This is a genomic window from candidate division WOR-3 bacterium (assembly GCA_013177935.1).
In the GTDB taxonomy this organism is placed as follows: domain Bacteria; phylum Hydrothermota; class Tepidihabitantia; order Tepidihabitantales; family Tepidihabitantaceae; genus Tepidihabitans.
This window is the reverse complement of sequence record JABLXZ010000001.1, coordinates 505585-531566: the sequence shown is the minus strand read 5'-3', so window position 1 is coordinate 531566 and position 25982 is coordinate 505585. Positions and strand designations below refer to the sequence as shown.

General features: G+C 49.2%; 19 protein-coding genes and 1 tRNA gene. 9 read left to right on the top strand and 11 right to left on the bottom strand.

Annotation, left to right across the window (positions count from 1 at the left end):
• Window positions 1-10: 10 nt before the first annotated feature.
• The 6 genes from HPY86_02505 to miaB form a co-directional block, all read right to left on the bottom strand.
• Window positions 11-457 (bottom strand): hypothetical protein, encoded by a 447-nt coding sequence (locus tag HPY86_02505; protein ID NPV13786.1) that lies wholly within the window; start codon window positions 455-457, stop codon window positions 11-13.
• Between the two features lie 59 nt (window positions 458-516).
• Entirely contained in the window at window positions 517-1581 is a 1065-nt protein-coding gene (locus HPY86_02500) for a GNAT family N-acetyltransferase (GenBank protein ID NPV13785.1), read from the bottom strand.
• Window positions 1582-1930: 349 nt separating this feature from the next.
• Window positions 1931-4513 (bottom strand): DNA mismatch repair protein MutS, encoded by a 2583-nt coding sequence (gene mutS, locus HPY86_02495; GenBank protein ID NPV13784.1) that lies wholly within the window; start codon window positions 4511-4513, stop codon window positions 1931-1933.
• Window positions 4514-4541: 28 nt separating this feature from the next.
• A complete protein-coding gene (locus HPY86_02490; protein NPV13783.1) occupies window positions 4542-5645 on the bottom strand; it encodes a tetratricopeptide repeat protein in 1104 nt (367 codons plus the stop codon).
• A gap of 4 nt (window positions 5646-5649) precedes the next feature.
• Window positions 5650-6003: a LapA family protein gene (locus HPY86_02485; GenBank protein NPV13782.1), complete on the bottom strand. Its 354-nt coding sequence runs from the start codon at window positions 6001-6003 to the stop codon at window positions 5650-5652.
• Window positions 6004-7326 (bottom strand): tRNA (N6-isopentenyl adenosine(37)-C2)-methylthiotransferase MiaB, encoded by a 1323-nt coding sequence (miaB, locus tag HPY86_02480; GenBank protein NPV13781.1) that lies wholly within the window; start codon window positions 7324-7326, stop codon window positions 6004-6006.
• 513 nt (window positions 7327-7839) lie between these two features.
• Here miaB and HPY86_02475 point away from each other — a divergent pair.
• Window positions 7840-10965 (top strand): T9SS type A sorting domain-containing protein, encoded by a 3126-nt coding sequence (locus HPY86_02475; protein ID NPV13780.1) that lies wholly within the window; start codon window positions 7840-7842, stop codon window positions 10963-10965.
• Between the two features lie 66 nt (window positions 10966-11031).
• Here HPY86_02475 and HPY86_02470 read toward each other — a convergent pair whose 3' ends face one another.
• Window positions 11032-11469 (bottom strand): HIT family protein, encoded by a 438-nt coding sequence (locus HPY86_02470; protein NPV13779.1) that lies wholly within the window; start codon window positions 11467-11469, stop codon window positions 11032-11034.
• Window positions 11470-11481: 12 nt separating this feature from the next.
• A complete protein-coding gene (locus HPY86_02465) occupies window positions 11482-12060 on the bottom strand; it encodes a hypothetical protein (GenBank protein ID NPV13778.1) in 579 nt (192 codons plus the stop codon).
• A gap of 303 nt (window positions 12061-12363) precedes the next feature.
• Here HPY86_02465 and HPY86_02460 point away from each other — a divergent pair, with 303 nt between their 5' ends.
• The 8 genes from HPY86_02460 to HPY86_02425 all read left to right on the top strand — a co-directional run bounded on the left by HPY86_02460 (window position 12364) and on the right by HPY86_02425 (window position 22276).
• A complete protein-coding gene (locus HPY86_02460) occupies window positions 12364-13734 on the top strand; it encodes a hypothetical protein (GenBank protein NPV13777.1) in 1371 nt (456 codons plus the stop codon).
• A 382-nt stretch (window positions 13735-14116) separates the two neighbouring features.
• Complete coding sequence (locus HPY86_02455; protein ID NPV13776.1) at window positions 14117-15196, top strand: T9SS type A sorting domain-containing protein; 1080 nt, start codon at window positions 14117-14119, stop codon at window positions 15194-15196.
• Between the two features lie 31 nt (window positions 15197-15227).
• Complete coding sequence (locus HPY86_02450) at window positions 15228-17876, top strand: hypothetical protein (GenBank protein ID NPV13775.1); 2649 nt, start codon at window positions 15228-15230, stop codon at window positions 17874-17876.
• A gap of 170 nt (window positions 17877-18046) precedes the next feature.
• Window positions 18047-18119: transfer RNA gene (locus tag HPY86_02445), tRNA-Ala, on the top strand.
• 49 nt (window positions 18120-18168) lie between these two features.
• Window positions 18169-19350 carry a tetratricopeptide repeat protein gene (locus HPY86_02440; protein ID NPV13774.1) on the top strand — a complete coding sequence of 394 codons (1182 nt, stop codon included), beginning with the start codon at window positions 18169-18171 and terminating at the stop codon, window positions 19348-19350.
• A 15-nt stretch (window positions 19351-19365) separates the two neighbouring features.
• Window positions 19366-19869 (top strand): HNH endonuclease, encoded by a 504-nt coding sequence (locus HPY86_02435; GenBank protein ID NPV13773.1) that lies wholly within the window; start codon window positions 19366-19368, stop codon window positions 19867-19869.
• Between the two features lie 130 nt (window positions 19870-19999).
• The gene (locus tag HPY86_02430) at window positions 20000-21493 is read left to right on the top strand and encodes a BamA/TamA family outer membrane protein (GenBank protein NPV13772.1); all 1494 of its coding nucleotides are present in this window, start codon (window positions 20000-20002) and stop codon (window positions 21491-21493) included.
• On the top strand, window positions 21494-22276 hold the full coding sequence (locus tag HPY86_02425) for an undecaprenyl-diphosphate phosphatase (protein NPV13771.1): 783 nt from the start codon (window positions 21494-21496) through the stop codon (window positions 22274-22276).
• On the opposite strand, the gene HPY86_02420 is transcribed toward HPY86_02425, so the two are convergent.
• The 3 genes from HPY86_02420 to nusA are packed head-to-tail and all read right to left on the bottom strand — an operon-like array spanning window position 22273 to window position 25913.
• Window positions 22273-22557: a DUF503 domain-containing protein gene (locus HPY86_02420; protein ID NPV13770.1), complete on the bottom strand. Its 285-nt coding sequence runs from the start codon at window positions 22555-22557 to the stop codon at window positions 22273-22275. The genes HPY86_02425 and HPY86_02420 overlap by 4 nt on opposite strands.
• Window positions 22558-22581: 24 nt before the next feature.
• Window positions 22582-24684, bottom strand: a complete 2103-nt coding sequence (gene infB, locus HPY86_02415) for a translation initiation factor IF-2 (GenBank protein NPV13769.1) — start codon at window positions 24682-24684, stop codon at window positions 22582-22584.
• Window positions 24672-25913 (bottom strand): transcription termination factor NusA, encoded by a 1242-nt coding sequence (gene nusA, locus HPY86_02410; GenBank protein ID NPV13768.1) that lies wholly within the window; start codon window positions 25911-25913, stop codon window positions 24672-24674. The genes infB and nusA overlap by 13 nt, the downstream gene beginning before the upstream one ends.
• Window positions 25914-25982: the final 69 nt, after the last annotated feature.

Sequence of the window (25982 nt, the reverse complement as noted above, 5' to 3'; positions counted from 1 at the left end):
ACGGCTCTTACTATCGCTGCGATAGAATTATCGCGGTTATAGCAACATTGGCGACGGCGGCAGCAGCGGTGATTACCGGCAGGCTATTTTTGAATTTGCTCCAGAACGATTCCGGGATAATGACGACATCACCAGTAGCAATAAAAAACCTTTGACCGGATAGAGCGAGGCGATTGAGGTTAAACCGGTGCCGGGTACCGTCTTTTTCTCTTAAAACGATGACGCGGTTGATATCGGCGTTGCTTGTTGGACCACCTGCTGCGGAAATCAGTTCAAAAAGGTCGGCAGAGCTGTTGAAAGAGTACTGTCCCGGGTGGTTAACCTGACCCCAGATTGAAGCACGAATTGAAAGCGCGGGCGTGTTCTGGTACTGCTCAACTGATCCGCTGAGAGTTTGGGCACTCAGCGGTGTAAGTAGGGCTAAAGCGACCAAACCGACTACCGTCATTTTACGCATACTTCCTCCTTGATGTTTTTGAATTACCGCTCGCGGTACTTTTTAAATTTCCTACAATATTACCCCCTGATTCGTGCCAATTTTGCCCGGTCCGGTTGTTTACCTCCACAATAAGCAAGCGTCAGGGTTGTTCCAACGGTGAAGAACCCCATTTCCTGATAAGAGTGGGACTGAACACCGTCAGAAGAATGTACTATCAGTTCAGCGACGCGAACGCCATTCTGGGCAAACTGATTCAGCGACTCCTTGAGCAGTTTGGTCGCAACACCGTTGCCCCGGTACTCAGGCGCGGTGGTTAGGATGTCGATACTACCAACATTAAAACCGAATGCGTGAGAGGCATAAGGTTTCGTCCGTTCCGCGACGATACCGACGATGCGACCGTGGTCAACAGCAGCAAATACCGCTTGGTTTACACCGTTCGATTTAGTGGCAGAAGCAGTTGCCTTTGATTGCACCGCAGTTACAGGAGTCGGTGCGGCATAGGTGCGCAACCAATCACGATGGACTTTACTTAAAACACGCCGGGGCAGGTTGACATCCCAGCCCAGAACCCCTTCGGGAATGTCAAGAACCGACTCGTCAAAATTGTCGATGTAGTTTGGGTCTAAAGGAGTAACCTCGTAATCTTCGGCTGGTGTGGTTAGCCAGTCGTTGTTTGTCAAATCTTTTGCGAGCACTAAGGCGGTGTGAGTTGTGAAGAAGCCGCAACTTTCCAGGGCATTGATTGAGGTCAGGTCTGAATACGGACAACGGGCAACAACACAACTGTTTTTCGGCAATGTTCTCAGTGTTTCCCGGATGAGGAGATTTTTGATCAGCATCTGAACATCTGGCTTTCCCATCGCGAGGAGATGGGTTATTCGATAGGACCGAATGTTGAGTTCTCGGGTAGCAAGATGGTCGGGTTTAATTACGCACAGCCCTTGTACCTTGCCATCGAGATAATAGGTGCGGGCGATACCGCCGGCTTTTACCGCTTCATTTATCTGGGATAAGATATAGTTGTCGACGGCGCCTTCTCTTTCTTTACCCAGTGCCCAGAGATAAGGCTTATATGGGTAAGTTGCCAATAGGTCACGCATAAGGTCATTGCGTTCGACGGTAAGTAGTTCTGCAAACATTTTTCACCCCCTCGTTTGTTTGTTTACAACTATCCCGCAGGCAACGGAATGGCCCATAAACTTATCGCTCCTTCGGATGTAACCCCTTAACCTGGGCCATCCCGTTACCCTTTCCTAATTTTAGATAAGCAATATGTGTTCCATAAATAAAAACACAGCGTAATTTCATAAGTTTTTATAAAACTGATAGTTGAACAATCGGATAAGCGAAAACTAAGATTTTATAAAAGTTTTATTTCTCGCGATGTTTATTGATTATTGCGTTGAAATTATGTGAGTTATACGAGTGCGACAATCCTTGCCGGGTCTTCTGTTGTGATGGTTATTACGGTTAGTTTAATTGAGTGATTTAATTATTTTTTGCGAGATGGATGAGTTCGGCGAGCAGGTTGAGCGCTTCAAGGGGCGAAATTTCGTTGATGTTCAATTCGCGCAACCGTTCGAGCACCGGATGAGAAAAGGAAGCATCAGCCACGATAGGTTTTTCAAGGGAGGTTGTTAACTGCTCAAAATTTATCTGCTCATTTCTGGTGAAGAAGGTCAAAAGTTCTCGTGCTCGACGGATGACGCGTTCGGGTAAACCGGCGAGTTTAGCAACCGCTATGCCGTAACTCTTATCAGCCGGACCCGGGTGAATTTTCCTTAAGAAGATGACTTCATCACCTTTTTCCCGAACCAGAAAACTGAAATTTTTTGTCCGGGGGAGATGGTCAGGAATCCGGGTGAGTTCATGGTAATGGGTGGCAAAGAGGGTTCGGGGACAGAACTTTTCATCACCGTGGAGGTACTCAACCGTTGCCCAGGCGATGGCAACACCGTCTTCAGTGGCGGTTCCTCTGCCCACTTCATCTAAGATTACTAAACTGCGGGAGGTGGCATTATTCAAAATGTTGGCGGTTTCATTCATTTCGGCAAGGAAGGTGGAAACGCCGCGCGCCAGGTCGTCGGACGCGCCAATACGGGTAAATATCTTATCGACAACGCCAATTCGGGCGGAGCGGGCAGGAACAAAGGAGCCGATTTGTGCCATAATAACAATCAGTGCGGTCTGGCGTAAGTAAGTGGATTTCCCCGCCATATTGGGACCGGTGATGATTAAGATTTGATTGCTGGTTGTGTCAAGGTAAGTGTCGTTGGGGATGAAGGGTTCGCTGGAAATTGTTTCCACTACCGGATGGCGGCCTGCTTTGATTTCGATGGTGGTTGAGCTGTCAATAACCGGGCGGCAGTAGTTTTTCTCGCGGGCAAGTCGGGCAAAAGCGGCAAGGACATCCATTGTAGCAAGGGCGGTTGCTAATTCGATGATTTTGTTACAGTGCGGTTTGATGCGATCGCGCAGGTCGATAAAAAGTTCGTACTCAAGGGTTTTGATGCGCTCTTCGGCGTTGGTGATTCTGGTTTCGTACTCTTTTAACTGGGGGGTGATAAAACGCTCACCGCCGGTAACGGTTTGTTTCCGGATGTAGTCACTTGGTACAAGACGCAGGTAGGATTTGGTGACTTCTATGTAGTAGCCAAAAACAGAGTTGTAGCCGATGCGGAGGTTAGGAATACCGGTGCGGGTCCGTTCGGATTCCTGCAACCGGGCAAGGAACTCTTTGCCATGCTGGGTGAGTTCCCGAAGGTTGTCCAGTTCCTGGTTATAGCCGGAGCGGAAGATACCGCCTTCGGTGATGGTGGTTGGGGGTGAATCGGATAAGGCGCGCTCGAGTTCGTTTACCAGAGGGGTAAAGTCCGGGATGGCATCGCGGGACTGTTTCAGAAGCGGGGTGGAGCAATCATTTAGTAGTTGTTTTATTTCTGGAATAACGATTAACCAGGAACGGAGTGCAGCTAAATCACGCGGGGTGGCGCGGTCTAAGGCGATACGGGAAGCGACCCGTTCGAGGTCGCCGATTTTGTTGAGGAGTTGTTGAAGTTGTTCGAGCGGCGAAGCAGGTGCCTGTAATTCGGCAACAGCGTCAAGACGCTCATTGATTCTTTCAACCGAGAGTAAGGGGCTGAGAAGCCAGCGCCGCAGCAGTCTGGTGCCCGCTGGGGTGCAAGTTCGGTTAAGAAGCCAGAAGAGCGTTCCGGTTTCGCGGTCGCCTTTGTTTTGGGGATGGAGTTTTTCCAGTAGTTCAAGGTTGCGTCGCGAGATGCGGTCGATGAGCAAAAAATCGGTGTTGTGATAGGGGGTGATACGATGGAGGTGCGGTAATGTCGTGCACTGGGTTTGCTCTAAGTACTCAAGAATGGCACCGGCGGCACAAATTGCTTCGGTAAGGTGGTCAACACCAAAACCGGCAAGGTTGGCAACGCCAAAATGGGAGGTGAGTTTTTCAAAGGCAAACTCGGGTGTAAAAAAGTAATCGTCCATTCTGGTTATTCGTGCCGGAAGGTAAGCAGGTAGTTCGCCGGTCCAGTTCTGGGGAAGGAGAACTTCGGAAGGGGAAATGCGGGTGATTTCTTCACCCAGAGACGATGGGGGAATTTCGGCAACATAAAATTCACCGGTTGACAGGTCGGCAAAAGCGACTCCCCAGATTGAACCCGGGGAAAGTGCCATCAGATAGTTGTTGCGACTTTCATTGAGCAGGGTGTCACGCACCAGCGTACCAGGGGTGATGACCTCGACAACATCACGGGCAACAACCGGTTTGCCCCGGTTCGGTGGTTCAAGTTGCTCACACACCGCAACCTTGAACCCCTGTTCAACAAGACGGGCAACATAGGTGTCGAGCGATTTTGCCGGGATGCCGGCAAGGGGAACACGATGGTTGGGACCGTGCGACCGGGAAGTAAGGGTAAGATTTAGTGCCCGGGCACCAGTTTCCGCATCCTGATAAAACATTTCATAAAAATCACCGACCCGAAAGAGCAGCAGGGTTTCCGGGTAGCGTTCTTTAATTCGGTGGTATTGGGTCAATAGCGGGGTTAGTTTTTCTGCCATTGAGGAGCGTGTTACCGTTTCAGGTGATTTATGTTACATTATTCTGCCAGGTGCCACAATTTGGGCAGCGAATCTCAGTTTGACTGATTGGAGCACGACAATTGTCACAGTGCCGGTTGTTAACGGTTAACTTTTGAATTGCCTCATTGAGCGCGGATAACGCCCGGGAAGTTTCGCCCTCACGCAGCAGAATCTGTGCGAGGAAAATGCGGGTCGCCGCATCGCCATTTTTCGTTGCCTTTTCGAGGATGGTGCGGGCTTCTTTTAACTTTTCCATTTTAGCGTAGATTTCGGCTAACGCCAGAACCAGTCCGGTATCCTGCGGGACCCGTACGAGCAAGCGGCGGTAGAGGTTGGTGATTTCTTCATAATGGCCAATTTCAAAGTACGCCCGTTCTAACCGTTCCCGGACCAGGTAATTTTTTTCGGGCGCTACTTCCACGACCTCTTTCCACACCCGAATCGCCTCGTCAACTTCGCCCTGGCTTAATAACAGGTCACCGAGTAGAATTCGGGCAATAATGGACTTTTGATTGAGTTTCAGGGCGTCGTTGAGCCATTTTATGCCCGCTTTTGGATTAACCCTGCCATAGGAGTAGCCATAAAGGGCGTAGAGTCGGCTCGCCCGGCTGGGGTCGCCTTTTTGCAAATCTTTGAGAATCTCTTCGCACTTATCCCAGGAGTTGTTTTCGATGTACAGTTCCAGAAGCGTCGCGCGGCTTGTGATATCATTACGGTCGGCGCGAATTAACTCTTCAAGTAACGGTATCGCCTTTACCTTTCGGCCAATCTTTATGTAGTCTTTAACCAGCGCCCGAAAAACCGCTCTTTCTTCTTCCGGTTTTAAATTGCGGCGCAGGGCAAGGCTTTCGTGGATGCGCAGCGCCCTTTCAATGTCGCCCTTTTCGAGGAAAATGGTACCGAGTCGGATATAGGCATCGACATTACCCGTATCTTCTTCCACCGCCTGTTTTAACTTTTGTGCCGCCTCTTCGACCTTGCCATCGAGTAGCAGTTTAAGACCTTCAACATAGGCGGGCACGGTGGTGCGGCGCTGGCGGAAGAAGTCGCGAATGACCGGGTAAAGAGCGACAACTAAAAGGGCAAGAATAACAATTAAAAGGGGGTACATATATCTATGCTCCTTTTTGGGTTGAATCAGAGATGGGGATTTCGGTCCGGGTGGTTTCTTTGGGAGAAGAAATTATGTCCAGGGGCGCATTGCGCAGGTTGCGAAGTTCTTCGGTTAAGGCTTCAATCTCTTTGCGTTGCTGGTGCAGTTTGGTGCGTAACCTGATTTCCGAGATAATTGTAAAGATGCCAACACAGAGGGCACCAAAGGCAAAAGAGTAAAGCATGACAAAGGCAAGGGGAACATTGTAAAAGGTGCGCCAGAACACCTGGACCGTCGCGGTGGTTTGATTTTGCCAGCCCAGGATAAAAAGGATTACAAAGGCAAGCAGGATAAGAATGATTCTAAAAGTAACCATTTAACAACCTCCTGTAACCGGGACTTTTTTCCCATCGAGTACCTGTCCAACTGGTGTCCAGCCGCGAATTTCTTTGACCACGGTTGAGACCAGAGTACCCGGTGGAATTTCTTCGTCAAGGATGACAACTTTGCCCTGAGGGGTTCTGCCCAGACTTCCCTGACCGCGCGGGCTCAGTCCTTCAATCAGCAATTCGTAAGTTCTGCCGAGCATTGCCCGATTGGAATCGAGGGTAATCTGGTTTTGCAACTTAATCAGTTCGGTAAGGCGGCGCCGGGCAATGGCTTCGGGCACTAAAGGTTTGATTTCGGCGGCGCGCGTTTCAGGCCGGGGCGAAAATTTGAACATATAGGCAAAGTCAAATCTAACGGTTCGGACGATTTCCATTGTTGCGGCAAAATCACTTTCGTCCTCAGTCGGGAATCCAACGATGATGTCGGTGGTAAGCGATACCCCGGGCAGTTTTTCTCTTATCATTTGCACTTTCTCTAAGTACTCTGCGCGGGTATAGCCACGGTTCATCAGTTCCAGGATGCGGTTTGAGCCCGACTGTAACGGGAGGTGAAACTGCGGGCAGACTCGGGGCAAATGGGCTATCTGCTCGACGATTTTTTCTGACAGGTCGCGGGGATGCGAGGTTAGAAAGCGGACCCGTTCGATACCCTCAACCGCACACACATAGGTTAATAGTTCAGAAAAATTAATTTCCCGGTCCTGATAGGCAAGTACATTCTGTCCCAGAAGCGTTACCTCCTTGACACCGCGACGCGCCAGCTGTCTTATTTCGGTTAAAATGCTTTCTAAGGGCCGGGAGCGCTCTGGTCCTTTTACATAAGGGACAATACAGTAAGAGCAGAAGTTGTTGCAGCCGCGCATTATTGTGACATTTGCCGTTACCCCGTTTCGGATTAGGGGGTGAATGTCGGAATAGCACTCTTCGCTAAACTGGACCCAGAGTTGAGGTGGATTACCGCTCTGCCGGCGGTTTATCATTTCCGGGAGATGGCGGTACCCATCAGGTCCAACAACAATATCCGCACCATATTCGGTGATTAACCTTTGTTTGAGATTCTGAGCAACACAGCCCAGAACGCCCACAATCTTTTCGGGCGCTCTGTTTTTGTACGATTGAAATGCTGCCAGTCTTCCCAGGGCGCGTTGTTCAGCGTGCTCGCGGACTGAACAGGTAACCATTAAGAGGACATCGGCTTCCTCTTCTTTCTCGGTTTCGGTAAATCCCGCCTGTTTTAGGATGTTGCGTACGAGTTCGGCTTCGTACTGATTCATCTGGCAGCCGTAAACCTGCAAATAAAATTTGGACACCTATAAATATTCTATTAGATAGGACGGATTGTCAAGGAAAAGATGTTCTGAGGTAACAGGGTGTTGCAGGATAGAGATGGTGGGTATCGCATTGGATGCAGAGAGGTCTTTATTAATCTGAGAGCAAAACCCGGATGTTAGAAGGTTAATAAGGCATAGATAATTGTTCCCGGGAATGTTCAGGGCGTGTATACTTATAAGTATACTTACCAGAAACCAGACTTTTCACATAATACTATGTATTTTAATGGGTTAAACACACGAGGCGTGATTTTCCATAACTAACCCCGGGGTAGTATCGGGGATGGTAAGGGAAATTAAAGTTGTTATGGTTTGCGGGTAAATTCTGCAGGGAGTGCGGGATTTTTTTAACAAGTCTTTATAAAAAATTTAATTGACAAGAGGTAGGAAACAGGTAAAGTTTAGATGTAGGGTTACATCCTGTCTATCCCAGGAAAATTCGGCTTGCCGGTAACTGAGAGTGTTGATAGGTCATAAAGTAAGGAGGTTAAAATGAGTGGTATAGTCATCACGCTGCTGGGGTTAATGGTAATGAGTGCCAGCAGCAACGGAATTCCAGCCGCGGGAATCGATGGCTGGGCTGGGCCAGTTAATCTTTCGGACGATGCCACAACTCAGTATATGGGTTATGGTTACCAACATACCGTGGCAACCGATACCTTCGGTAATGTTCATGTGGTGTGGTATGACAACCGAACCGGAACCAATCAGGTTTTTTATCGAAAATGGACAAAAGCAAACGGCACTTGGGGTCCAATTGCCCAGGTGACCAATCAATCGGTTGCGGTTTATCGGCCGGCAGTTGCCTGTGACGATTCGGGCAATGTCCATATTACCTGGTATCATTCGACATCACCTAACTACGGGATATGGTATAAAAGATGGAATGTCGCGACCGGCACCTGGGGAGATTCGGTTTATCTTCACAACCCCGGTGGTAATTATCTTAACTACTACCCATCAATTGCCTGTCGGCCCGGAGGTAATAATGTCCATATCGTCTGGTATGGCAGAGACGCTTCGAACCCGACCTATTTCCGAATTAAACATATTGAGTATACCCCTGGTACCGGGTGGAGTGCTGTTACTATCGTTGATAACTTCCCGAGCGATTCAAGTATAGAGGCTTCGGTTGCGGTTGACCGGGCAGATAGTGTCTATGTTGTCTGGCGGAAAAAAGTGGCTGGTTACTGGCAGGTTTTTTACCGCTGGCGCAGCGGTACTGGAACCTGGCGGGATATTGAACAGGTGTCGGATGTTAACGCCAATGCCAATATGTTTGCCCCGACGGTTGCGGTGAACAGCGAAGGGTCAACGGTTTATGTTGTCTGGAACGGCGATGTTCCGGGTTCTACTTACGACCGGGTGTTTTATCGGGCAAAAACCGGTTCGGGCTGGGGGACAACCGAGATTGTCAGCACCTATACCAACGGTAATCAGTACGACCCGGTTGTTTGTGAGGCTGATGGGATAGTGAGTGTAGTCTGGCGCGGCTATACCGAAAGCTCGCCAACCCGTTTCGAAATCCTCTGCCGGCAGAAACAGGCGGGCAGCTGGAGCGAAGTGATGCAGTTGACCAATCGGGCTCAGACCGGCCTTTACTATCCGTCTTTGACAGCGGGCGAGTTTGATGATCTGCACATTGTCTGGTATGACAATTACGATGGCGAGAACGATGTGTATTACATCCGGGGGGAAATGGTTGATGCCGGGGTGTCTTCGATTTTATCACCATCAGGATTGATTATGCCGGGAACTACCGTGACGCCCCGGGTGGTCGCTCGCAATTTCGGGGCTAACAATAATGTGGACTTTCGGTTGTTCTGTTTCCTTATCAATCCCTCAGGCAATCGGGTTTATTCGGAGTCGCTTGATGTTGCCAATTTAGCCCCGGGTGCGGATAGTACGCTAATTTTTCCCGGTTTTGTGGTGAATGGTACTGGTCAATGGACGGTGCGTTGTTCAACTACCGCAATCCTGGATAAAAACTCAACAAACAATGTGCTGGAAGGAACTTTTACACTTTACACCACGGATATCGAGATGTTTCAGATTCAGGCGCCCAGTGGTACAATTGATAGCGGTGCGGTTGTTAACCCAAGGGCACGCTGGTGGAATCGGGGAGACTATCCAGCGAATTTTGTCGCCTATTTCAAGATGTTTGATGCCGCGGGCACGCTCGTTTATAATGAGTCACTAACAATAGCCAGTCTTGCCAATCAACGGGACACGATTGTTTATTTTCCGGCGTATCTTGTGAGTGGCGCACCTGGAACCTGGACGATCCGTTGTTCAACATTCTGCAGCAACGACACATTTCCGGATAACGATGTGCGCAGTGCCAGTTTTGTGGTTCGGCTGATTCCCCATTGGCCTTATGGCTGGCACGAGGTGAGACCGGTGCCGCTCGCGCCTTCCAATAAAGGGGTCAGCGATGGCGGTTGGCTGACGCAAAAGCGGGTGAGTGGAACGCGCTGTCTGTTTGTCCTGAAAGGGAATAAGGTGGGTGACTTTTATCTCTATGACCCGTTAGCCGACACCTGGCATCAGTTACAGTCAATGCCTTTGGGTGCTGAAGGCAGACCACCACGCCGGGCTTCAGTAGGGGTGGCGGGTGGTGACTATATTTATGCCACCAAGGGTAACAACACTTTAGGGTTCTGGGCTTACAATGTAGAACTTGACACCTGGCTACAGCTGGAGAATGTGCCTGCCGGTTCCAGTGGTAAACGGGTAAAGGCGGGCGCCGATATGGTTTATATCAAAAGGCCTCATACCGATACCGGTTATGTTTATCTCCTGAAAGGTTATACCGATGAGTTTTACCGATTTAACACCGTTTCCGGTGTATGGGAGACACGCGCACCCGCACCTTTAACCGCAACCGGCAGAAGATGGGACCGGGGATCCTGGATTGTTTATCAGGCACAACCCGGGCAAAATCAGTTTTACATCTATGCCCACAAATCCAAGGTGCATGAGTTGTGGAAGTACGATGTCCTTGCTGATACCTGGTTCAGCCAACCCTTATCCGGGATGCCTTTCGTCGGAAGGTTAGGGAAGACCAAGAAGTGTAAGGATGGCAGTTCTGGTGCTTGGTACAACGATGCAATCTATGCGCTCAAAGGCGGCAACACCTGCGAATTCTGGCGTTATGATGCGCTGGGCGACTCCTGGGTGGAACTGGATACAATGCCTTCAGTTGGCTCGACCGGACGGAAAAAGCGGGTGAAAGGCGGCGGCGACATTGTTCTTTATGAGGATGGGATTTTCTTTGCCCTGAAAGGCAATAAGACCCCGGAGTTGTGGTGCTATGTTTCTGCGGATACGCTCTTTGCCGATACCCCGGAAAGGGAAGGAGTAATGGGCAAGATGCAGGAAGCGGTGGGTTCGCTTACCATTGCGCCCAATCCGGTACGCGGTAAAGGTGTGCTGTTCATTTCCGGTGCGGCGGCAGGGATGCAGCTGCAGATTTTTGATGCTACGGGCAGGATGGTCTTCTGTCAGCCGCTGGGGAACGAACAGGCGACGGTGAATTTGGGGATGTTACCCAGTGGTGTCTATCTTGTGAAACTTGCTGGGAAATACAGCGTGACCCGGAAACTGGTTGTGGAATAAAAGAGAAAGCGGTTGATGCTAACAAAGATGCGGGGCGGATTGCCGCCCCGCATTTTCTAAATAGGTTTATATCGGGGAAACCCTTATTTTTTCGGCGATGGCATCCAGTTCGGCTTCAGAAAACTGTGGTTTCAGGCGCGACTGACAGAAGTGATGAAGGTTGAGCGTTTTGTCAAGGATGTTCTCTTCATTTTTGATAGTTGGGACAATTAACATATGGAGATGAGGTACCCTCGTACCCCGAATGAGCATTGTGATGTATTCGCAATCAAAGGCGTTTTTAACCTTTCGAGCAACAATGTAGCAGGCACGGAGAAAGGGCCCGGCGATATTGTCCTGGGGTTCGATGTCGGTAAACCAGCGGATATGCTTTTTGGTGATAACAAGACAGTGACCCCGGGAAATTGGATAGAGGTCAAGAAACCCCAAGGTGTGCTCGTCCTCGTAAACTTTACGACAGGGTGCCTTACCGGCAACAATCGCGCAAAAAGGGCATTCACTCATAATGAACTCCTATTAAAAATTTCTTGGTTTACAGATAATTTCTTTTACCCTGGTCTCAAAGAATCGGTTGGAATGAGCCGGCTGGATAACAATGGCGGTGTCAGCCCCAGAACCGGTGCCGGCAATACTGATGAGGTCTTTTCCATAGGGAACAAGACCAGCATCAAGCGCCATAACCGCAATTTCCACCGCCACTTTAACACCTTCGCCCAATGTGCGGTATGTGCTGGCGACGATTTCTGCCGGGTATGCGCCGCCGAATTTGAGGCGCAGGGCACGGTCAATTCCGGCAAAGAGATGAGTGGTGCGTAAAACCGATACCCCGGATGCTTTCAGGCGGGCTTCGGTTGCTGAAGAAAGTTCTGACTTGCCGGGTTCGGCAAAACCGCAATGATGGGTCACGCAGACGACATTGAACCGATTTTTTGTCTGGCAGAGAAGCGCAAGCGCTGTCTTGCCGGTGGTGGAGGCGACAACAATGTGTTTGATATCGAGTTCCCGGGCGCGGATTAAGGCAAGCGCGATAGTTTGAGTGGTGTTTTTGCTACCGGTACGGGGAAAATAAACCGGGAGGGAAATCTGTTCTTTCATTTGCAAAATGATAGTAATTGTTGTTTGCGAGTCAAGTCCGATTGTTCTACTTTGCTTGCACCAGCAAATTCCTGCACCTTGACAGGACAGGTTTTTGTTGTATAATATTCCGGCGTAGAATTATGATGACCGACCTACTCTACTCTACTCTACTCTACTCGTCCCATCTTGTGATTTCCAGTTTTACAACAAATCCGGTGAGGTGATTGGTGGCAGGGTGCGACTCCAGTCCAGAAACGGGCTGGAGTCCTGTAACTAAAAAATGCGGCAATTCGGGAACAATAAAAAGAAAGGAGGTTGAAGATGAGAAACTTTAAAGCCGCATTAGCAGTAGTTACACTCTGCATCATTGTAACAAATGTTGAAGCAGTATGGCAGGAACGTGACTCGCTACGCAATCAGTACAATTTTTATTATGGTACGTCGCTTTGTGCTGGTGTCGGAACTGAAGAGGATGGAATAACACGGCAATCGGTCTGGGTGATGATAGACGGAAATTACCTAAATGACAATCTTTGGAGATACGATGTTGAAGAGAACACCTGGCGTCGCATTGGAACTTTGCCATTTTACCTTAAAGACGACCCTGATAAAGGAGGCGGCGCACTCGCTTATGTACCGGACCCATTTGCCTGTCCACCAAATGGATGGGTGTTTGCTTTACATGGCGATGAGACAAACGAGTTCTGGGTTTTTTTACCGTCAAAAGGTACCTGGTTAAGAGGCCCTGATGTGCCCGAAGCGGTAGTTGATGGCGGCGCGTTGTGTTATGGTGGTATACATACTATAGGCGGGCTAAAAAAAGCTATACTGTATGCGCTCACCGGTCAGGAGACCGGGTCGGAGGGGCATTTCTACAGATACATTTTCGATGTCGTGCCCTATAAAGGTAATGGTAGTGACGATGCTTCGTTAGGAGGTCACTGGGAGCCTCTTAGTAACGTTCCAGGTACGGTAGGGGATGAGGCGTCCATTACCTGGGTGCCGATGAGTGCGCCCACTTCTCCCTATCCAATGGGTTTGGTTGTTGTCCTGAAGAACACCATGGGTTCAGGTGCAGTGGGTTATTTCTGGCATTATGACCCTGCAACAGATAGATGGCTGTATGTAGGAAGCCCCGAACTTCCTAAATTAAAATGTGGCACCAGGGTAACTTCACATTATAAAGACTCGGTAATGTTCCTTGAAAAAAGCCGGGCAACCGACTACGGTTATGGCTTCTACGAAGTCCTTAATCCCTCCTCCATAAGAAGACTAACATCAACTCCTTATGAAATAACCAAGGGGAGTGGTATATCAGCATTTATCCCCAATAGCGATGGGGTTGCTTATGCCCTTTTCCCCGCACAAGCATTCGGCGCCTTTTACCGATGGCTGCCACCACCTTATTCAGAAGGCGGGCAAGGGGTTAAAGCACCCCTGAGTTCATCCCTGTCAGTCACAGTCCAGCCGGGTAGAAACTACCACCGGTTTTTTGTAAAATCACCGTCTAAAATGGTAACACTTTCAGTTATTGATGTGACCGGCAGAAGGCAAGCCTTAATTTCCGGTATGGGCGAGAACGGCGAAACTGAACTTGTATGGCACCATCCTCAGGTGCGAACCGGTTTGTATTTTTATCAGGTATCAACCGGAACGGAGGTAGCCGATGGTAAATTACTCATCGCGAGGTAGCCTTGTGGGAGTGAAATTGGGACGGGGAATCCCCCGCCCCAAGTGGGTGGTGCTAATTATTATTGCTTTCATTTTGTCCTTAATTAACGGAACTGCATTTGGTGTCATTACCTTTATGCGTAGGACAGATGGGCATAATAACGTTGTCCAGACGCAAGATGGTGGTTATGCGTTAAATCATTGGAGGCGCATTTGGGATGGTCTCGGCTATCGTTCTTATATTGGTTTATTAAAAGTTGACTCCTTAGGGTTTGAGGAGTGGCGATATGTGTATCCGGTGCCTTATATAGAGCCTATCACAGCTCCGGCTGAGGGGTATGATGGGCACTTTTATGTTGGCGGGCGGACGTGCGATACAAATGCAATAGTTGATGCCTTTTTAATGAAGGTAAAGTCAAATGGCCGCGCCGCCCTCTGGAGTTATCAATATGCTGGTCCAGGAATAGACTATTTTGCTGATATCAAGCCAACTATGGACAGCGGATGTTTGGCAGTCGGCACCTTTACCACGGACACCTTACCCGGGCGGAATATCGGTGTTGTCAGACTTGACCGGAATGGGAATGTGAAATGGCTTCGCGTCTACAACCCGAAACCAGACCCGGAGTTAGTGACCGAAGCCAGCACAATGGTGTTAATGCCCGATAATGGTTGCGTTGTTGCCGGAAGCATCAAAAATGTCGTAGTCGACTCTGTCTTTTTACTTGTAATGAGGATTGACTCAATTGGTAATTTGCGCTGGGCGGTGATAGATACCGAGTTTGGTGAACTTGAATGCCCTCCGGCTGTTTCGCTTACTCCGGACGGCAATATTGCAATAGCCGGTAGGGAGAGGATTTGGGTTGACACCTCGTGTGGCTATGTTAAGGTGTTCAGCCCATCAGGAGAAAAAATGAGGACTATAATTGCCATGCGTCGGAACGGTCTTGATACCACCGATTTTGTGTACTTTCGGAGTGGAACCGCAGCCCCTGACGGTGGTTTTGTACTAGTTGGTGAAGCAGGACGCATATCGAGATATAAAATTACACTTCTGAAATTGAATGCCAATGGTGACTCGGTTTGGTGTCGGCGATACTCCTATTCAGGGTTGCCCGAATTGAGCGGTGCTGGACATCGGGTAATAACTACGAGAGATGGCGGATTTTTGGTATTCGGCAATGAAGAAAATTGTGGCAATCTATTGATAAAAACCGACTCGCTCGGTTTCGTAGAAGGGGTTCCGGGCGTGGTTGATGACAATTACGCTTGGCAAAAAACCGACATTTTACCGACAATGGTGCATAATGTATTATATCTGTCAATAGCTGATAAAAATGACCCTGTTTCCCTGCTTGATATTGCCGGCAGGAAGGTTCTTAATTTGAAACCAGGTATGAATGAAGTACACGGTCTGAGCCCCGGGGTATATTTTGTGCGAATCGGGCAAAGGTGCGTTAAGAGGGTGGTGGTTATTCGGTGAATGCGATTATGAAAATTAGAGGGGAGGAGTGATGTGGATAAAGGTAGTCCTTATTGCGGTAATTTTTGTCAGTACCGCAGTTTGCCAGACAGGCCATTGTTTTGAACCCGGTCCTGTTGTGCCAGGGGGTTGCCATAACCTTCAGCGATTGGCGAATAAACATTGTCCGCCATTTGATGAGCCTGAGTTCCTTCTTGATACCAGCATTACCCGTGCACTCCTACCGTTTTATGAATTGGCCCCAGCCATTGCATCGGATGGTACAAACTCTCTTGTGGTATGGATGGACTCGCGCAAATCGTTTTACTCTTACTGGCCTGACATTTTTGGTGCTCGGCTATCACCATCGGGCACATTACTTGACCCGCAGAGTTTTGAGATATTGTCGATTGCAAGACACTGGTTGTATTATCCTGCGGTTGCGTTTGATGGCACAAACTATCTTGTGGTGTGGGAGGATGGTCGGCATGCAGGCTGGGCTGACATTTATGGGGCACGGGTGACGTGTGATGGTGTTGTGCTTGATTCTGCAGGTTTCCCAATATGTACAGCACCGGATTCGCAGAAGGCTCCAGCGGTTGCGTTTGATGGCACAAACTATCTTGTGGTGTGGGCAGACCCGCGTTTCGGTATATCTGATATCTATGGTGCGCGGGTGACGCCAGAAGGGGTTGTACTTGACCCTGCTGGTATCCCAATCTCAACCGCACCGAATTGGCAGGGGACCCCTTCAATTGCCTTTGACGGAAGGAATTACTTTGTTGTGTGGGCGGATTTTCGCAACGGTCTCCCTCAAATCTACGGCACGCGGGTGACACCGGAAGGTGCGGTGCTTGATACCAGCGGTATTCCCATTTCGACCGTTCCCTACGCCCAACTGGAACCTGCCTGTGCCTTTGACGGCAAAAACTTTTTAGTGGTATGGCAGGAATATCGCAGGAGCTCGGTTAACGCAGACATTTATGGCGCGCGGGTGACACCCGAAGGCGCCGTGCTTGATACTAATAGTATTCCAATCACAACGCGGGGAGGACATCAAATCAATCCTGCGGTAGCGTTTGACGGCACAAACTATCTTGTGGTATGGGCAGACCAGCTCAGTCCCATCTACTATTACTATGACATTTACGGTACGCGGGTAACGCGTGATGGCCTTGTCCTTGACCCGCAGGGCATTGCCATTTCGTCTGCGGCAGATAATCAGAAGAGTCCGGCAGTTGCCTTTGATGGCACAAACTGGGTTGTGGTGTGGCAGGACGAGCGCAATGGCTCACACATCTACAATCGCTCACACATCTATAGCGCTCGGGTGACGCCGGAAGGGGTTGTCCTTGACCCCTGGGGTGTCGTTGTGTCAGGCGCTGCTCATCCTCAGTGGGCACCGACGGTCTCATTCGGAGGTACAAACTTTCTTGTGGCGTGGCAGGATGACCGCAGCAGCGGTGGCGACATTTACGGTACGCTGGTGACCGAGGATGGTGTTGTACTTGACCCTGATGGTTTGCCCATTACCACAGCACCCTATTGGCAGGGTAGTCCGGCGTCTGGTTATGACGGTAAAAACTATCTTGTGGTATGGACGGATTGTCGTAGCGGTGAGGCGGACATCTACGGTGCGCGGGTTACGCCGGAAGGGGTTGTGCTGGACCCTAATGGTATCCAAATTTCAACCTCACCGGATTCTGTGGGTACTCCGGCAGTTGCCTTTGACGGCACAAACTATCTTGTGGTATGGCAGGTTTATTGTAGCAGCGGCGTTTCTTACATTTACGGTGCGCGGGTGACGCCGGAAGGGGTTGTGCTTGACCCAAATGGTATCACCATCGCAACGACCGCTGACTACTATTGTGGTGGAACAGCAGTAGCGTTTGACGGCACCAACTATCTTGTGGTCTGGACTGAGAATGGCCCTTACAGTAACGACATTTATGGTGCGCGGGTGACGCCAGAAGGGGTTGTGCTTGACCCGCAAGGTATCGCAATTGGTGCCCCCTTGGTTGAGGAAGAGTCCCCTGCGGTAGCGTTTGACGGCACAAACTATCTTGTGGTGTGGTGTAGCCACCGTGCCAGAAGTGATGATATCTTTGGTGCGCGGGTGACGCCGGCAGGGGTTGTACTTGACCCCGGTGGTATTGCCATTTCGACCGATACCGTTGATGAAGGGTTTCCTGATGTTTCATTTGACGGTACAAATTACCTTGTGGTGTGGCAGGGTCCCGGTACCCTCCAAGAGTTGCACGGTGCGCGGGTGACGCCTAATGGAATGGTTTTTCCATCGGTGCCGGTTGTTATTCAGGAAGGGTATCAACTGTCCCCGGTGCTGGCACACGGACACGGAAGCCAGCTTTTTCTTGTATATATCAGCTGGACAGGAACGGTGGCAGGCAAGGTGTACAACACCTACCGTATCTGGGGAAAGATGAATCCAATTCCTGGAGTAGAAGAATACGCTGCCCATGAGAATCTATCTTCAATGCTTGATGCTACTATAATCAAGAATGTGCTGCGTCTTTCACAATTCCAGAGTGGATGTCAAAGCAAAAGCGTGCTGATAGATGCGATGGGCAGAGAGATTATGGTACTGGTACCCGGGGAAAATGATGTACGGGGATTGACTCCTGGAGTTTATTTTGTGCGGACTGATAAGGGGGTTGCTTCCAGAGTAGTGATTGTGCGTTAAATCGGCTGATTAGGCAAAGAACTTTTTACCTGATCGGTTCTAATTACTTCTCCGTATACTAATAGATTTGGATACACCTGATAATTACCTTGACTTTTGATGGAAATTGAGTAAAACTTAATAAAGTTTGATTGAACGGTTTGGAGTCTATACATAGCGGTTTTAATTCTGGGGCCGTGGCGCAGTTGGGAGCGCGTTTGACTGGCAGTCAAAAGGTCACGGGTTCGAATCCCGTCGGCTCCATAGGTTGAAGGAGAAAGTTTTTGTCTGTATTTAAGAAAAGGAGCAGTAGATGAAAAGGGTCTTGTTTTTTGTAATTGTGGCGATTTTTATCGGCGGTGTATTTAGCACTGGATGTACCCCAACGCAGACAGTTACAAAATTTTCCGGGGAGCAGTTGCAGGCGCGGCGCGATTCGGCACAACAAAGTTACAGTATCGGCGCTGGTTATTATCAACAGGGTGATTTTGAATCGGCGCTCAAGAATTTTGAGCAGGCACTGGCGTACGATTCGCTTTATTACGACCCGTACATTGCGATTGGTAATATCTGGCGTAAAAAACGGGATGCGGGTCAGGCAGAGGAGTACTATCGCAAGGCGATGAAAATTGACCCTAAGAAGGCAAAGGCTTATGAGGCGCTGGGTGATATGTATCTGGAAATGGGCAGGGTCGATGATGCGCTGGGGGTTTATCAAGAAGGGCTGGCACAGGATTCAAGTCTTGCCGATTTGTACAATGGTGTTGCCGATATTTATGTGCGTAAAGGGATGATGTCCCAAGCCGATTCAGTTTATCGAATCGCATTGAAGCGTTTTCCTGATGATCTGGCGGTGCAACGGCTCTGGGGCGAGTTTCTCTATAAAGTTGGACGGTATCGCGAGGCGGTGGAGGCTTTGAAACCGCTGGCAGCGCGGTTTCCTCAGGTAACAAGTTTGCGCGCGAAACTGGTTGATGCGATGGTTGAGTTGAAGGATTATAAAGGGGCGCTGGCACAGATTGACACGATTTTGACAATTGAACCCACGAATTATCAGGCGAAGTTGCGGCAGGGGGTAATTCTTGCGCGTCAGGGCAAGATGAAGGAGGCGATAAAGAAGTTTGATGAGGTGATTGCCAGTGATTCGACGCTTGCGGTTGCCTATCTCTACAAGGGAGAGGCGTTGAGTGAGCAGGGTAATTATGGGGCTTCCGATGCTAATCTGCGACGGGCGCTGGCACTGGACCCGAATTTATTGCAGGCATATGTTGACCTGGGAGACAATCGTCGCAAACAGGCGGATGTGAAGCGAGGCACCAATCTTGCTCAGACATCAACCGCCAATCTGCGTGCGGCTAAAGCGTTATACGAAGAAGCACGGGGCTATTACCAGAAGGCACTTAACGACTCAACTTTAGCCAGTTACGCCCGGGCGCAGATTGACTATATCGACAAGAGTATCAATTCTATTGACAAAGAGTTGTTTGTCCGGTAGGTTTTAAAAGATGAGATGCTAAATCGTCCGGTTTTGCTTTTGAATCAAAATTACGAGCCGATTTCGGTTTGCCGGACAAGAAGGGCACTGGTTCTGGTTCTGACCAGAAAAGCGGAACCGGTTGAGACTTCTGGTCTCGAGTTACATACGGTTAATATGAGTTTTCCCCTGCCGAGCGTTTTGCGGTTGAACTATTATGTGCGGGTTAAACGCCGGGAAGTTCCTTTAACGAAACGAAACATCTTGCGCCGTGATAATAACACCTGTCAGTACTGCGGTGCACGCGGACCTGTGATGACTGCGGACCATGTGATTCCGAAAGCATTGGGCGGTACCGATTCCTGGGAAAATATGGTTTGCGCCTGTCCTCAATGTAATGCCCGAAAAGGCAGCCGTACCCCGGCACAGGCAAATATGAAGTTACGCCGTAAGCCCAAGGCGCCGCATTATGTGACATTTGCTTTGAATGCGCTGGGAGATATTCCGGAGGATTGGCGTCAGTACTTATTTATCAGTTAGGCGCAGTTTATTACTGTTTTTTATCCTCAGATTGCTGAGTGGAAATTCAGTTTTGGGAATTAGTCAGCGGGTAGTTTCTTTTTCAATCAAGGGTAAAGGATTACCCCGGGGTATTTCACCCGGTTTTAAGGTGGGGGATAGCGTTAATAGTGAAATAATTGAAGCCGGCAAGGAGCATATCCGACGGCAGTTGTTTGACCGGGGTTTCTGGCCACGTCAAGTAACCGTAGAAACCGCCATAAATGAAAATGGGGTGGCGGTAACATATCTGGTTGATAATGTTATGAGGGCGCGATTAGGTGGCTGGTCTTTTGAAGGCGTGTCCAAAGTTATTCCCGTACCGCTGGCTGGTCTGCCTTCCCGAGGCACGGTTATAACTGCCAGGGTGATAAATAAACTGGAAGAGAAAATAGCAAAGGCTTATCGTGACGCTGGTTTTCCCTGGGCATCGGTAAGTGTTGCTGGCATTGGCGAAACTGCTGGTTTTCTTTTTCCCATCATTTCGGTGGATACCGGTCCAAGAGTAATAGTAAAATTTATAACTTTTGGCGGTAAGTACCCAAATTCTGATTCATTACTGATTCGGTATACCGGATTTAGACAATATGTGCCCTACTCTTTGCGGGTTGTTGTTAATTGGCGCCGGGGTTTAGAAAAGAGCGGGTGGGTGGTAGTTGATAGTCAGGATATTGTAATGAGACGCGAAGGTGATTACGGGGTGCGTTACTGGATTTCTGCTTACCGTAGCGGTGAGGTTTTCGGTAGCGCAGGCTATCTGTCTGAAGAACGGTACTGGACGGGATGGGTAAAGTTGCGGCTTTTAAATTTGATGAACTCAGGAAGAAAGGTTGAGGGAGAATGGCGTTCGTTCCGCGGATTTAGTTATTACAGTTTGAATTATTCGGAACCATGGATTTTCCGTTTACCGGTTGAACTGCAGGGCAGTGTTGAACATAATGTCCTTGACACCAGTTACTCATTTACTACATTATCTGTTACCGGGACATATACTACCGGGAACACAAGTTTCAGTGTTGGGGCAGGGTTTGACCGAATAGCAGGGATAGAGAGTAATACGACCCGCTGGCTGGGAAGCGGTTTGATTGTTGACTACCGGGAACGGGTTGTTAATACCCGAAGCGGCTTCTGGGCAAGGCTTTTTAGCCGCGCTGGTCAACGGAGGAGTGGAGAAAAAGAGGATGTAATAACGAAGTTAGAGTTAGATTTTGAGCCTGCTGTTCCGCTTGTGGGTAATTTTGTACTTGTCAACCATTTTGCGGCTCGAACCGCATTTGCTCGTTACGATTTGAGTGTTCCCGAGCTTTACCAGGTGGGTGGGATTTTAAGCGTTCGCGGATATCGCGATGGTGCCTATGTTACTCCTAAAACTGGCTGGTGGAATTGTGAGTTAAGGTACAACTTTTCAGCGTGGACCCGGGTGCAATTTTTTTTTGACGCCGGGGTTTTTCAAAATTTGATGGGCGGTTATCAAGGGATTGCTGGGTACGGTTTGGGCGGAAGGTGGCAGACAAAGGTTGGCGTTGTGGGACTTGATTACGGGTTGGGCTGGGGGAAAAGTATCGGGCAGGGTAAGGTTCATTTTAGCTTTGGAGCCGGTTTTTAGATGGGGTGGTTAGAAAGCTTTGTGCTTGGTTTAGTGCAAGGGGTTACGGAAATCCTGCCGGTTTCGAGCGATGGCCATTTAGCGGTTTTGCAGTATCTGTGGAGCATTCCAGAACACATCAGGGTTAATTTGACCGCGGCACTTCACCTTGGTACAGCGGTCGCGCTCATTGTATTCTTTGCCCCGAAACTATTAAATGTCATCCGGGGGTTGTTTGCAATCGAGCCAGCGCAGCGCAGTCAGAATCAGAAGCTGGTATTTATGGTGCTTGTAAGCTCTTTGCCGGCGGTTATTGCCGGTCTGCTATTTGGTGAATTTGTTGAAAACATTTTTACCAGTTCCAAGGCAATTGGTTGTTTTTTCTGCCTCAACGGGCTTTTGCTTTTGGCAACACGATTTGCGCCCAACCGGGATAAATCTATTAACTGGGGAGAAGCGCTGCTAATCGGGACGATTCAAGCAACGGCGCTATTGCCGGCAATTTCGCGTTCGGGAACAACAATCGGGCTGGCATTACTGTTAGGCATTAGGCGGTATGAAGCATTTGAATTTTCATTCCTTCTGGCAATACCGATTACAGTGGGGGCGGCGGTTTTTGAACTGCTCCATTTTGACTTTACGGTTATTGCCCTTGGACCGGTTATGCTTGGGATTATTACTGCTGGTGTGGCAGGTTTTTTCATGATTTTGTTGCTGCGGCGATTGGTGCTGGGTCGCTGGTTCTTTTTGTTTGGAATTTACTGCTGGTTCGTTGGGCTTGCAGTTTTGTTGTTTTTGCGTTAACGAAGTCGCGTCATTTCCGAGTTCAATACACTGACCCGGCCATCCTGTTCAATCTGCGCGACGATTTTTTGCGCATTCTGAAGCACCATTTGCCAATCGGTATTAACGAAAACAATTGCTAACTTAGCACGCTGCCACTGGTTCTGGTATTCAACCTCACACAGCGCGATATTGTAGTAGCGACGGAGGTGGGCGGTTAGGCTGGACAGTACGCGCCGCTTTTCTTTTAGAGAAAAACTGTTTCCCAGAAAGCAGTCAACAAGTAGTAAACCAACACTCATCTGTTAACTGTTCTGAGCGGTCCTTTACCGTTCATTCGAGGCGCTCGCCCCGCGCTTCACTTCTTCGATTTGGTAAAATTCGAGAATATCGCCTTCCTGGAGGTCGGTAGCATCTTTGATACCAATACCACATTCATAGCCGGTGGCAACCTCCTTGACATCATCTTTGAAACGCCGTAGCGAAACCACTTCGCTGGAAAAAATTGTTTTATTCTGACGGATGACCCGAACCAGAGCACCGCGCACCACCTTACCTTCGGTTACGAATGAGCCGGCAATTAAGCCGATACGCGGTGCGGAGAATATCTGCCGAACTTCGGCTCTACCTAATACTACCTCTTTCTGTTCCGGTTCGAGCATACCCAACATTGCTGCCCGGACATCATCGATTGCCGCATAAATTATCCGATAGGTGCGAATTTCGACCCCTTCCCGCTCGGCAAATTGGCGGGCATCAGCGAGGGGTCGCACATTGAAACCAATGACGATTGCTTCAGATGCCTGGGCTAAAAGGACATCGTTCTGGGTTATGGGTCCCACGCCAGAGTGGATGACTTTTACTTTTACTTCGTCCAGTGATAAGCCTTCGAGGGCATCTTTGAGCGCCTCAGCGGAGCCAGATACATCGGTCTTAAGGACAATTTTTAACTCTTTGACCTGACCTTTGGCAATCTGGTCCTGAAGTGCCTCGAGGGACACCTTAGGTTTACTGGCGGCAATGATGCGGTCCCGTTTTGCCAGCAGGCGACGCCGGGCAATTTCACGGGCGGTACGTTCATCCTCGACAACCTCAAAGCGGTCACCGGCTTGAGGTAATCCCGAAAATCCAAGAACCTGTACGGGGATGGACGGTGTGGCACATTCCTGGGAGATAAATGCTTCGTTAAGCATATCGCGAACTCTTCCATAGTGCTCGCCGGCAACAAATGGGTCACCGCGTTTTAATGTGCCTTCCTGTATCAAGACGGTGGCAATGTTACCACGACCACGGTCAACCCGGGCTTCAATCACTACGCCACGTGCCGGTCCATCGTAGGGCGCCTGAAGATTCATTTCCAGGCTGACCACTGCGATTGCGTCAAGTAATGCCTCAATTCCCTGACCGGTCACTGATGAGGTTTCGATGCATACTGTATGACCGCCGTACTCTTCCACCCTTACATTATAGTTGGCGAGTTGACTTTTTACCCGGTCTGGATTTGCCGTCGGCAGGTCACATTTAGTTATGGCGACAATAATTGGAACACCGGCCGCCCGAGCATGGTCAAGGGCTTCAAGAGTCTGGGGCATAATGCCTTCATCAGCTGCAACGACGAGGACAGCAATGTCAGTAACCTGGGCGCCGCGCGCCCGCATTGCAGTGAACGCTTCGTGGCCCGGTGTATCCAAAAATACAATTTGTTTGTCTCCGTAGTGAGCAACATACGCCCCAATGTGCTGGGTTATTCTGCCGACTTCTTGCTCGGCAACTTTTGTTTTTCGGATGTAATCAAGCAGTGCGGTTTTCCCGTGGTCAACATGCCCCATAACAACAACCACGGGCGGGCGAGGTCGAAAATCACACCGTTCTATTGGTTTTTCGATTTCTTCCTCTTGTTGAACTGGGATTTTGAATTCGTCGGCAATCAACATAATCGTGTCGAGGTCGAGGCGGTGATTAACGGTAGCGCGTAATCCGATGGCTAAGCACTTTTTAATAATCTCCGAAACCGGGATGTTGAAGGCGTGCGCCAGTTCGGTGACGGTCATATAGGGAGTAACCTTAACCGCGGTAGATGTTTTTGGTTCGCTCGGTTGACATTTTAGTTCCTCCCGGGTAGTTTTTCGCTTCTTTTTATCGCGGCCTTGGACTTTTATCAGAGTTTGCTTAATGTTTTGATTGATTTCTTTTTCGTCGATTTTTTTTGTGTTTAGGGCTGATGTTTCGGAAGGCTTCCGGCGACGGATGGATTCTTTGAACTGGTGTTTTTCTTTCCGCAGTTTTTGTTTGACCGCCTCAAATTCATCTTCGGTAATGTAAGAAGTATAGCCACGGGGCGGCAAGTTTAGTTCTTTGAGGAGTGCCAGCAGCGCTTCGCTGGAGAGGTTCAGCTGCTTGGCGGCCTCAAATACTTTTAACTTGACCATACCTTCTCGCGGGCCTGCTCTTTAAGAGCGTTTATCTCTGTATCAGTCAATTGGGTTATGCGAACCAATTCCTCGGTGGGAAGATTGAGGAAGTCAAAAGATGTCTTTAAACCGGCTCCCTGTAACTTTGTCAGGAGCTCTTCGGGAAAGCCGAGTTCGTTTATAGCAACCTTTGTGGCTCGGCTCATAATTTGCCGATTGCGGTAATCACTTTCTTTTAGCACTTCGATCTTGGTGTTAGTAAGGAGGCTGGCGAGCCAGACATTCTGACCTTTTTTGCCAATGGCGATGGAGAACTCGGCATCAGGTACAACAACGATATAAGTGTCACCCTCGCGAATTATCTCTGATACTTTGGCGGGACCCAGGGCACGTGCGATAAAAATCTGAGTGTCCCGGCTCCACTGGATAATGTCGATTTTCTCGCCTGATAACTCCTTGATGATATTTTCAATACGCGATTTCCGATAGCCGACACAGGCACCAATCGGGTCAATTTTATCATCAAGCGATGCGACCGCGACTTTAGAACGAGAACCAGGAGCCCGGGCGATAGCTTTTATTTCAACGACCCCTTCTTTAATTTCAGGGACTTCGCGTGCCAGGAGTTTTCGAAGAAATTCAGGATGGGTTCGTGAGAGATAAACCCGGGGACCAATAGGTGTTTTCTCTACTTTGTAGACATAGGCTTTGATGGGTAATCCTTGACGGTAATGGTCGGTTTTCAACTGGTCACGATTGAGAAGAGTGGCTTCGATCAGCCCAAGGTTAACAATGATTTCTCGTTCGCCTATTCTTTGAATGGTACCGGTGACGATTTCGCCTTTTTTGCGACTGTATTCTTCGTAGAGGCGGTCGCGTTCTGCCTCGCGGAGTTTGAGCATCAATTCATCGGATGCCTTCCGAATTGCAATCCGACCCAGTTCATCAAGCGGCATTTCTACTCGGACGACATCACCAATACTGGCGGCAGGGTTTGCTGTTTTGGCTTCTTCCAGATTTATTTCCTGGCCCGGGTTGTTAACTCGTTCCACAACCTTTTTGGTTAAAAACACCCTGATTTCGCCCTGTTCCGGGTTGATCGTGACTTCAGCTTCGGTGTTGGGCCCAAAACGGCGCTTCAATCCGGCAACGATGCTCATTCGCAGGATCTCGCAAACGTATGTAATATCAACATTTCTAATTCGCGCTATCTGGGCAATAAGATTGGCAACTTCTTTATTGTTCATCGCTTTCTTTGTTTCTCCTTTTTCTACGTTATATTACAAATGTCAGTCTGCTTTTATTTGCTGATTATA

Coding starts and splice junctions, on each gene's coding strand:
- HPY86_02505 (NPV13786.1), bottom strand. CDS start 457: ATGCGTAAAATGACGGTAGTCGGTTTGGTCGCTTTAGCCCTACTTACA.
- HPY86_02500 (NPV13785.1), bottom strand. CDS start 1,581: ATGTTTGCAGAACTACTTACCGTCGAACGCAATGACCTTATGCGTGAC.
- mutS (NPV13784.1), bottom strand. CDS start 4,513: ATGGCAGAAAAACTAACCCCGCTATTGACCCAATACCACCGAATTAAA.
- HPY86_02490 (NPV13783.1), bottom strand. CDS start 5,645: ATGTACCCCCTTTTAATTGTTATTCTTGCCCTTTTAGTTGTCGCTCTT.
- HPY86_02485 (NPV13782.1), bottom strand. CDS start 6,003: ATGGTTACTTTTAGAATCATTCTTATCCTGCTTGCCTTTGTAATCCTT.
- HPY86_02475 (NPV13780.1), top strand. CDS start 7,840: ATGAGTGGTATAGTCATCACGCTGCTGGGGTTAATGGTAATGAGTGCC.
- HPY86_02470 (NPV13779.1), bottom strand. CDS start 11,469: ATGAGTGAATGCCCTTTTTGCGCGATTGTTGCCGGTAAGGCACCCTGT.
- HPY86_02465 (NPV13778.1), bottom strand. CDS start 12,060: ATGAAAGAACAGATTTCCCTCCCGGTTTATTTTCCCCGTACCGGTAGC.
- HPY86_02460 (NPV13777.1), top strand. CDS start 12,364: ATGAGAAACTTTAAAGCCGCATTAGCAGTAGTTACACTCTGCATCATT.
- HPY86_02455 (NPV13776.1), top strand. CDS start 14,117: ATGAAGGTAAAGTCAAATGGCCGCGCCGCCCTCTGGAGTTATCAATAT.
- HPY86_02450 (NPV13775.1), top strand. CDS start 15,228: ATGTGGATAAAGGTAGTCCTTATTGCGGTAATTTTTGTCAGTACCGCA.
- HPY86_02440 (NPV13774.1), top strand. CDS start 18,169: ATGAAAAGGGTCTTGTTTTTTGTAATTGTGGCGATTTTTATCGGCGGT.
- HPY86_02435 (NPV13773.1), top strand. CDS start 19,366: ATGCTAAATCGTCCGGTTTTGCTTTTGAATCAAAATTACGAGCCGATT.
- HPY86_02425 (NPV13771.1), top strand. CDS start 21,494: ATGGGGTGGTTAGAAAGCTTTGTGCTTGGTTTAGTGCAAGGGGTTACG.
- HPY86_02420 (NPV13770.1), bottom strand. CDS start 22,557: ATGAGTGTTGGTTTACTACTTGTTGACTGCTTTCTGGGAAACAGTTTT.
- infB (NPV13769.1), bottom strand. CDS start 24,684: ATGGTCAAGTTAAAAGTATTTGAGGCCGCCAAGCAGCTGAACCTCTCC.
- nusA (NPV13768.1), bottom strand. CDS start 25,913: ATGAACAATAAAGAAGTTGCCAATCTTATTGCCCAGATAGCGCGAATT.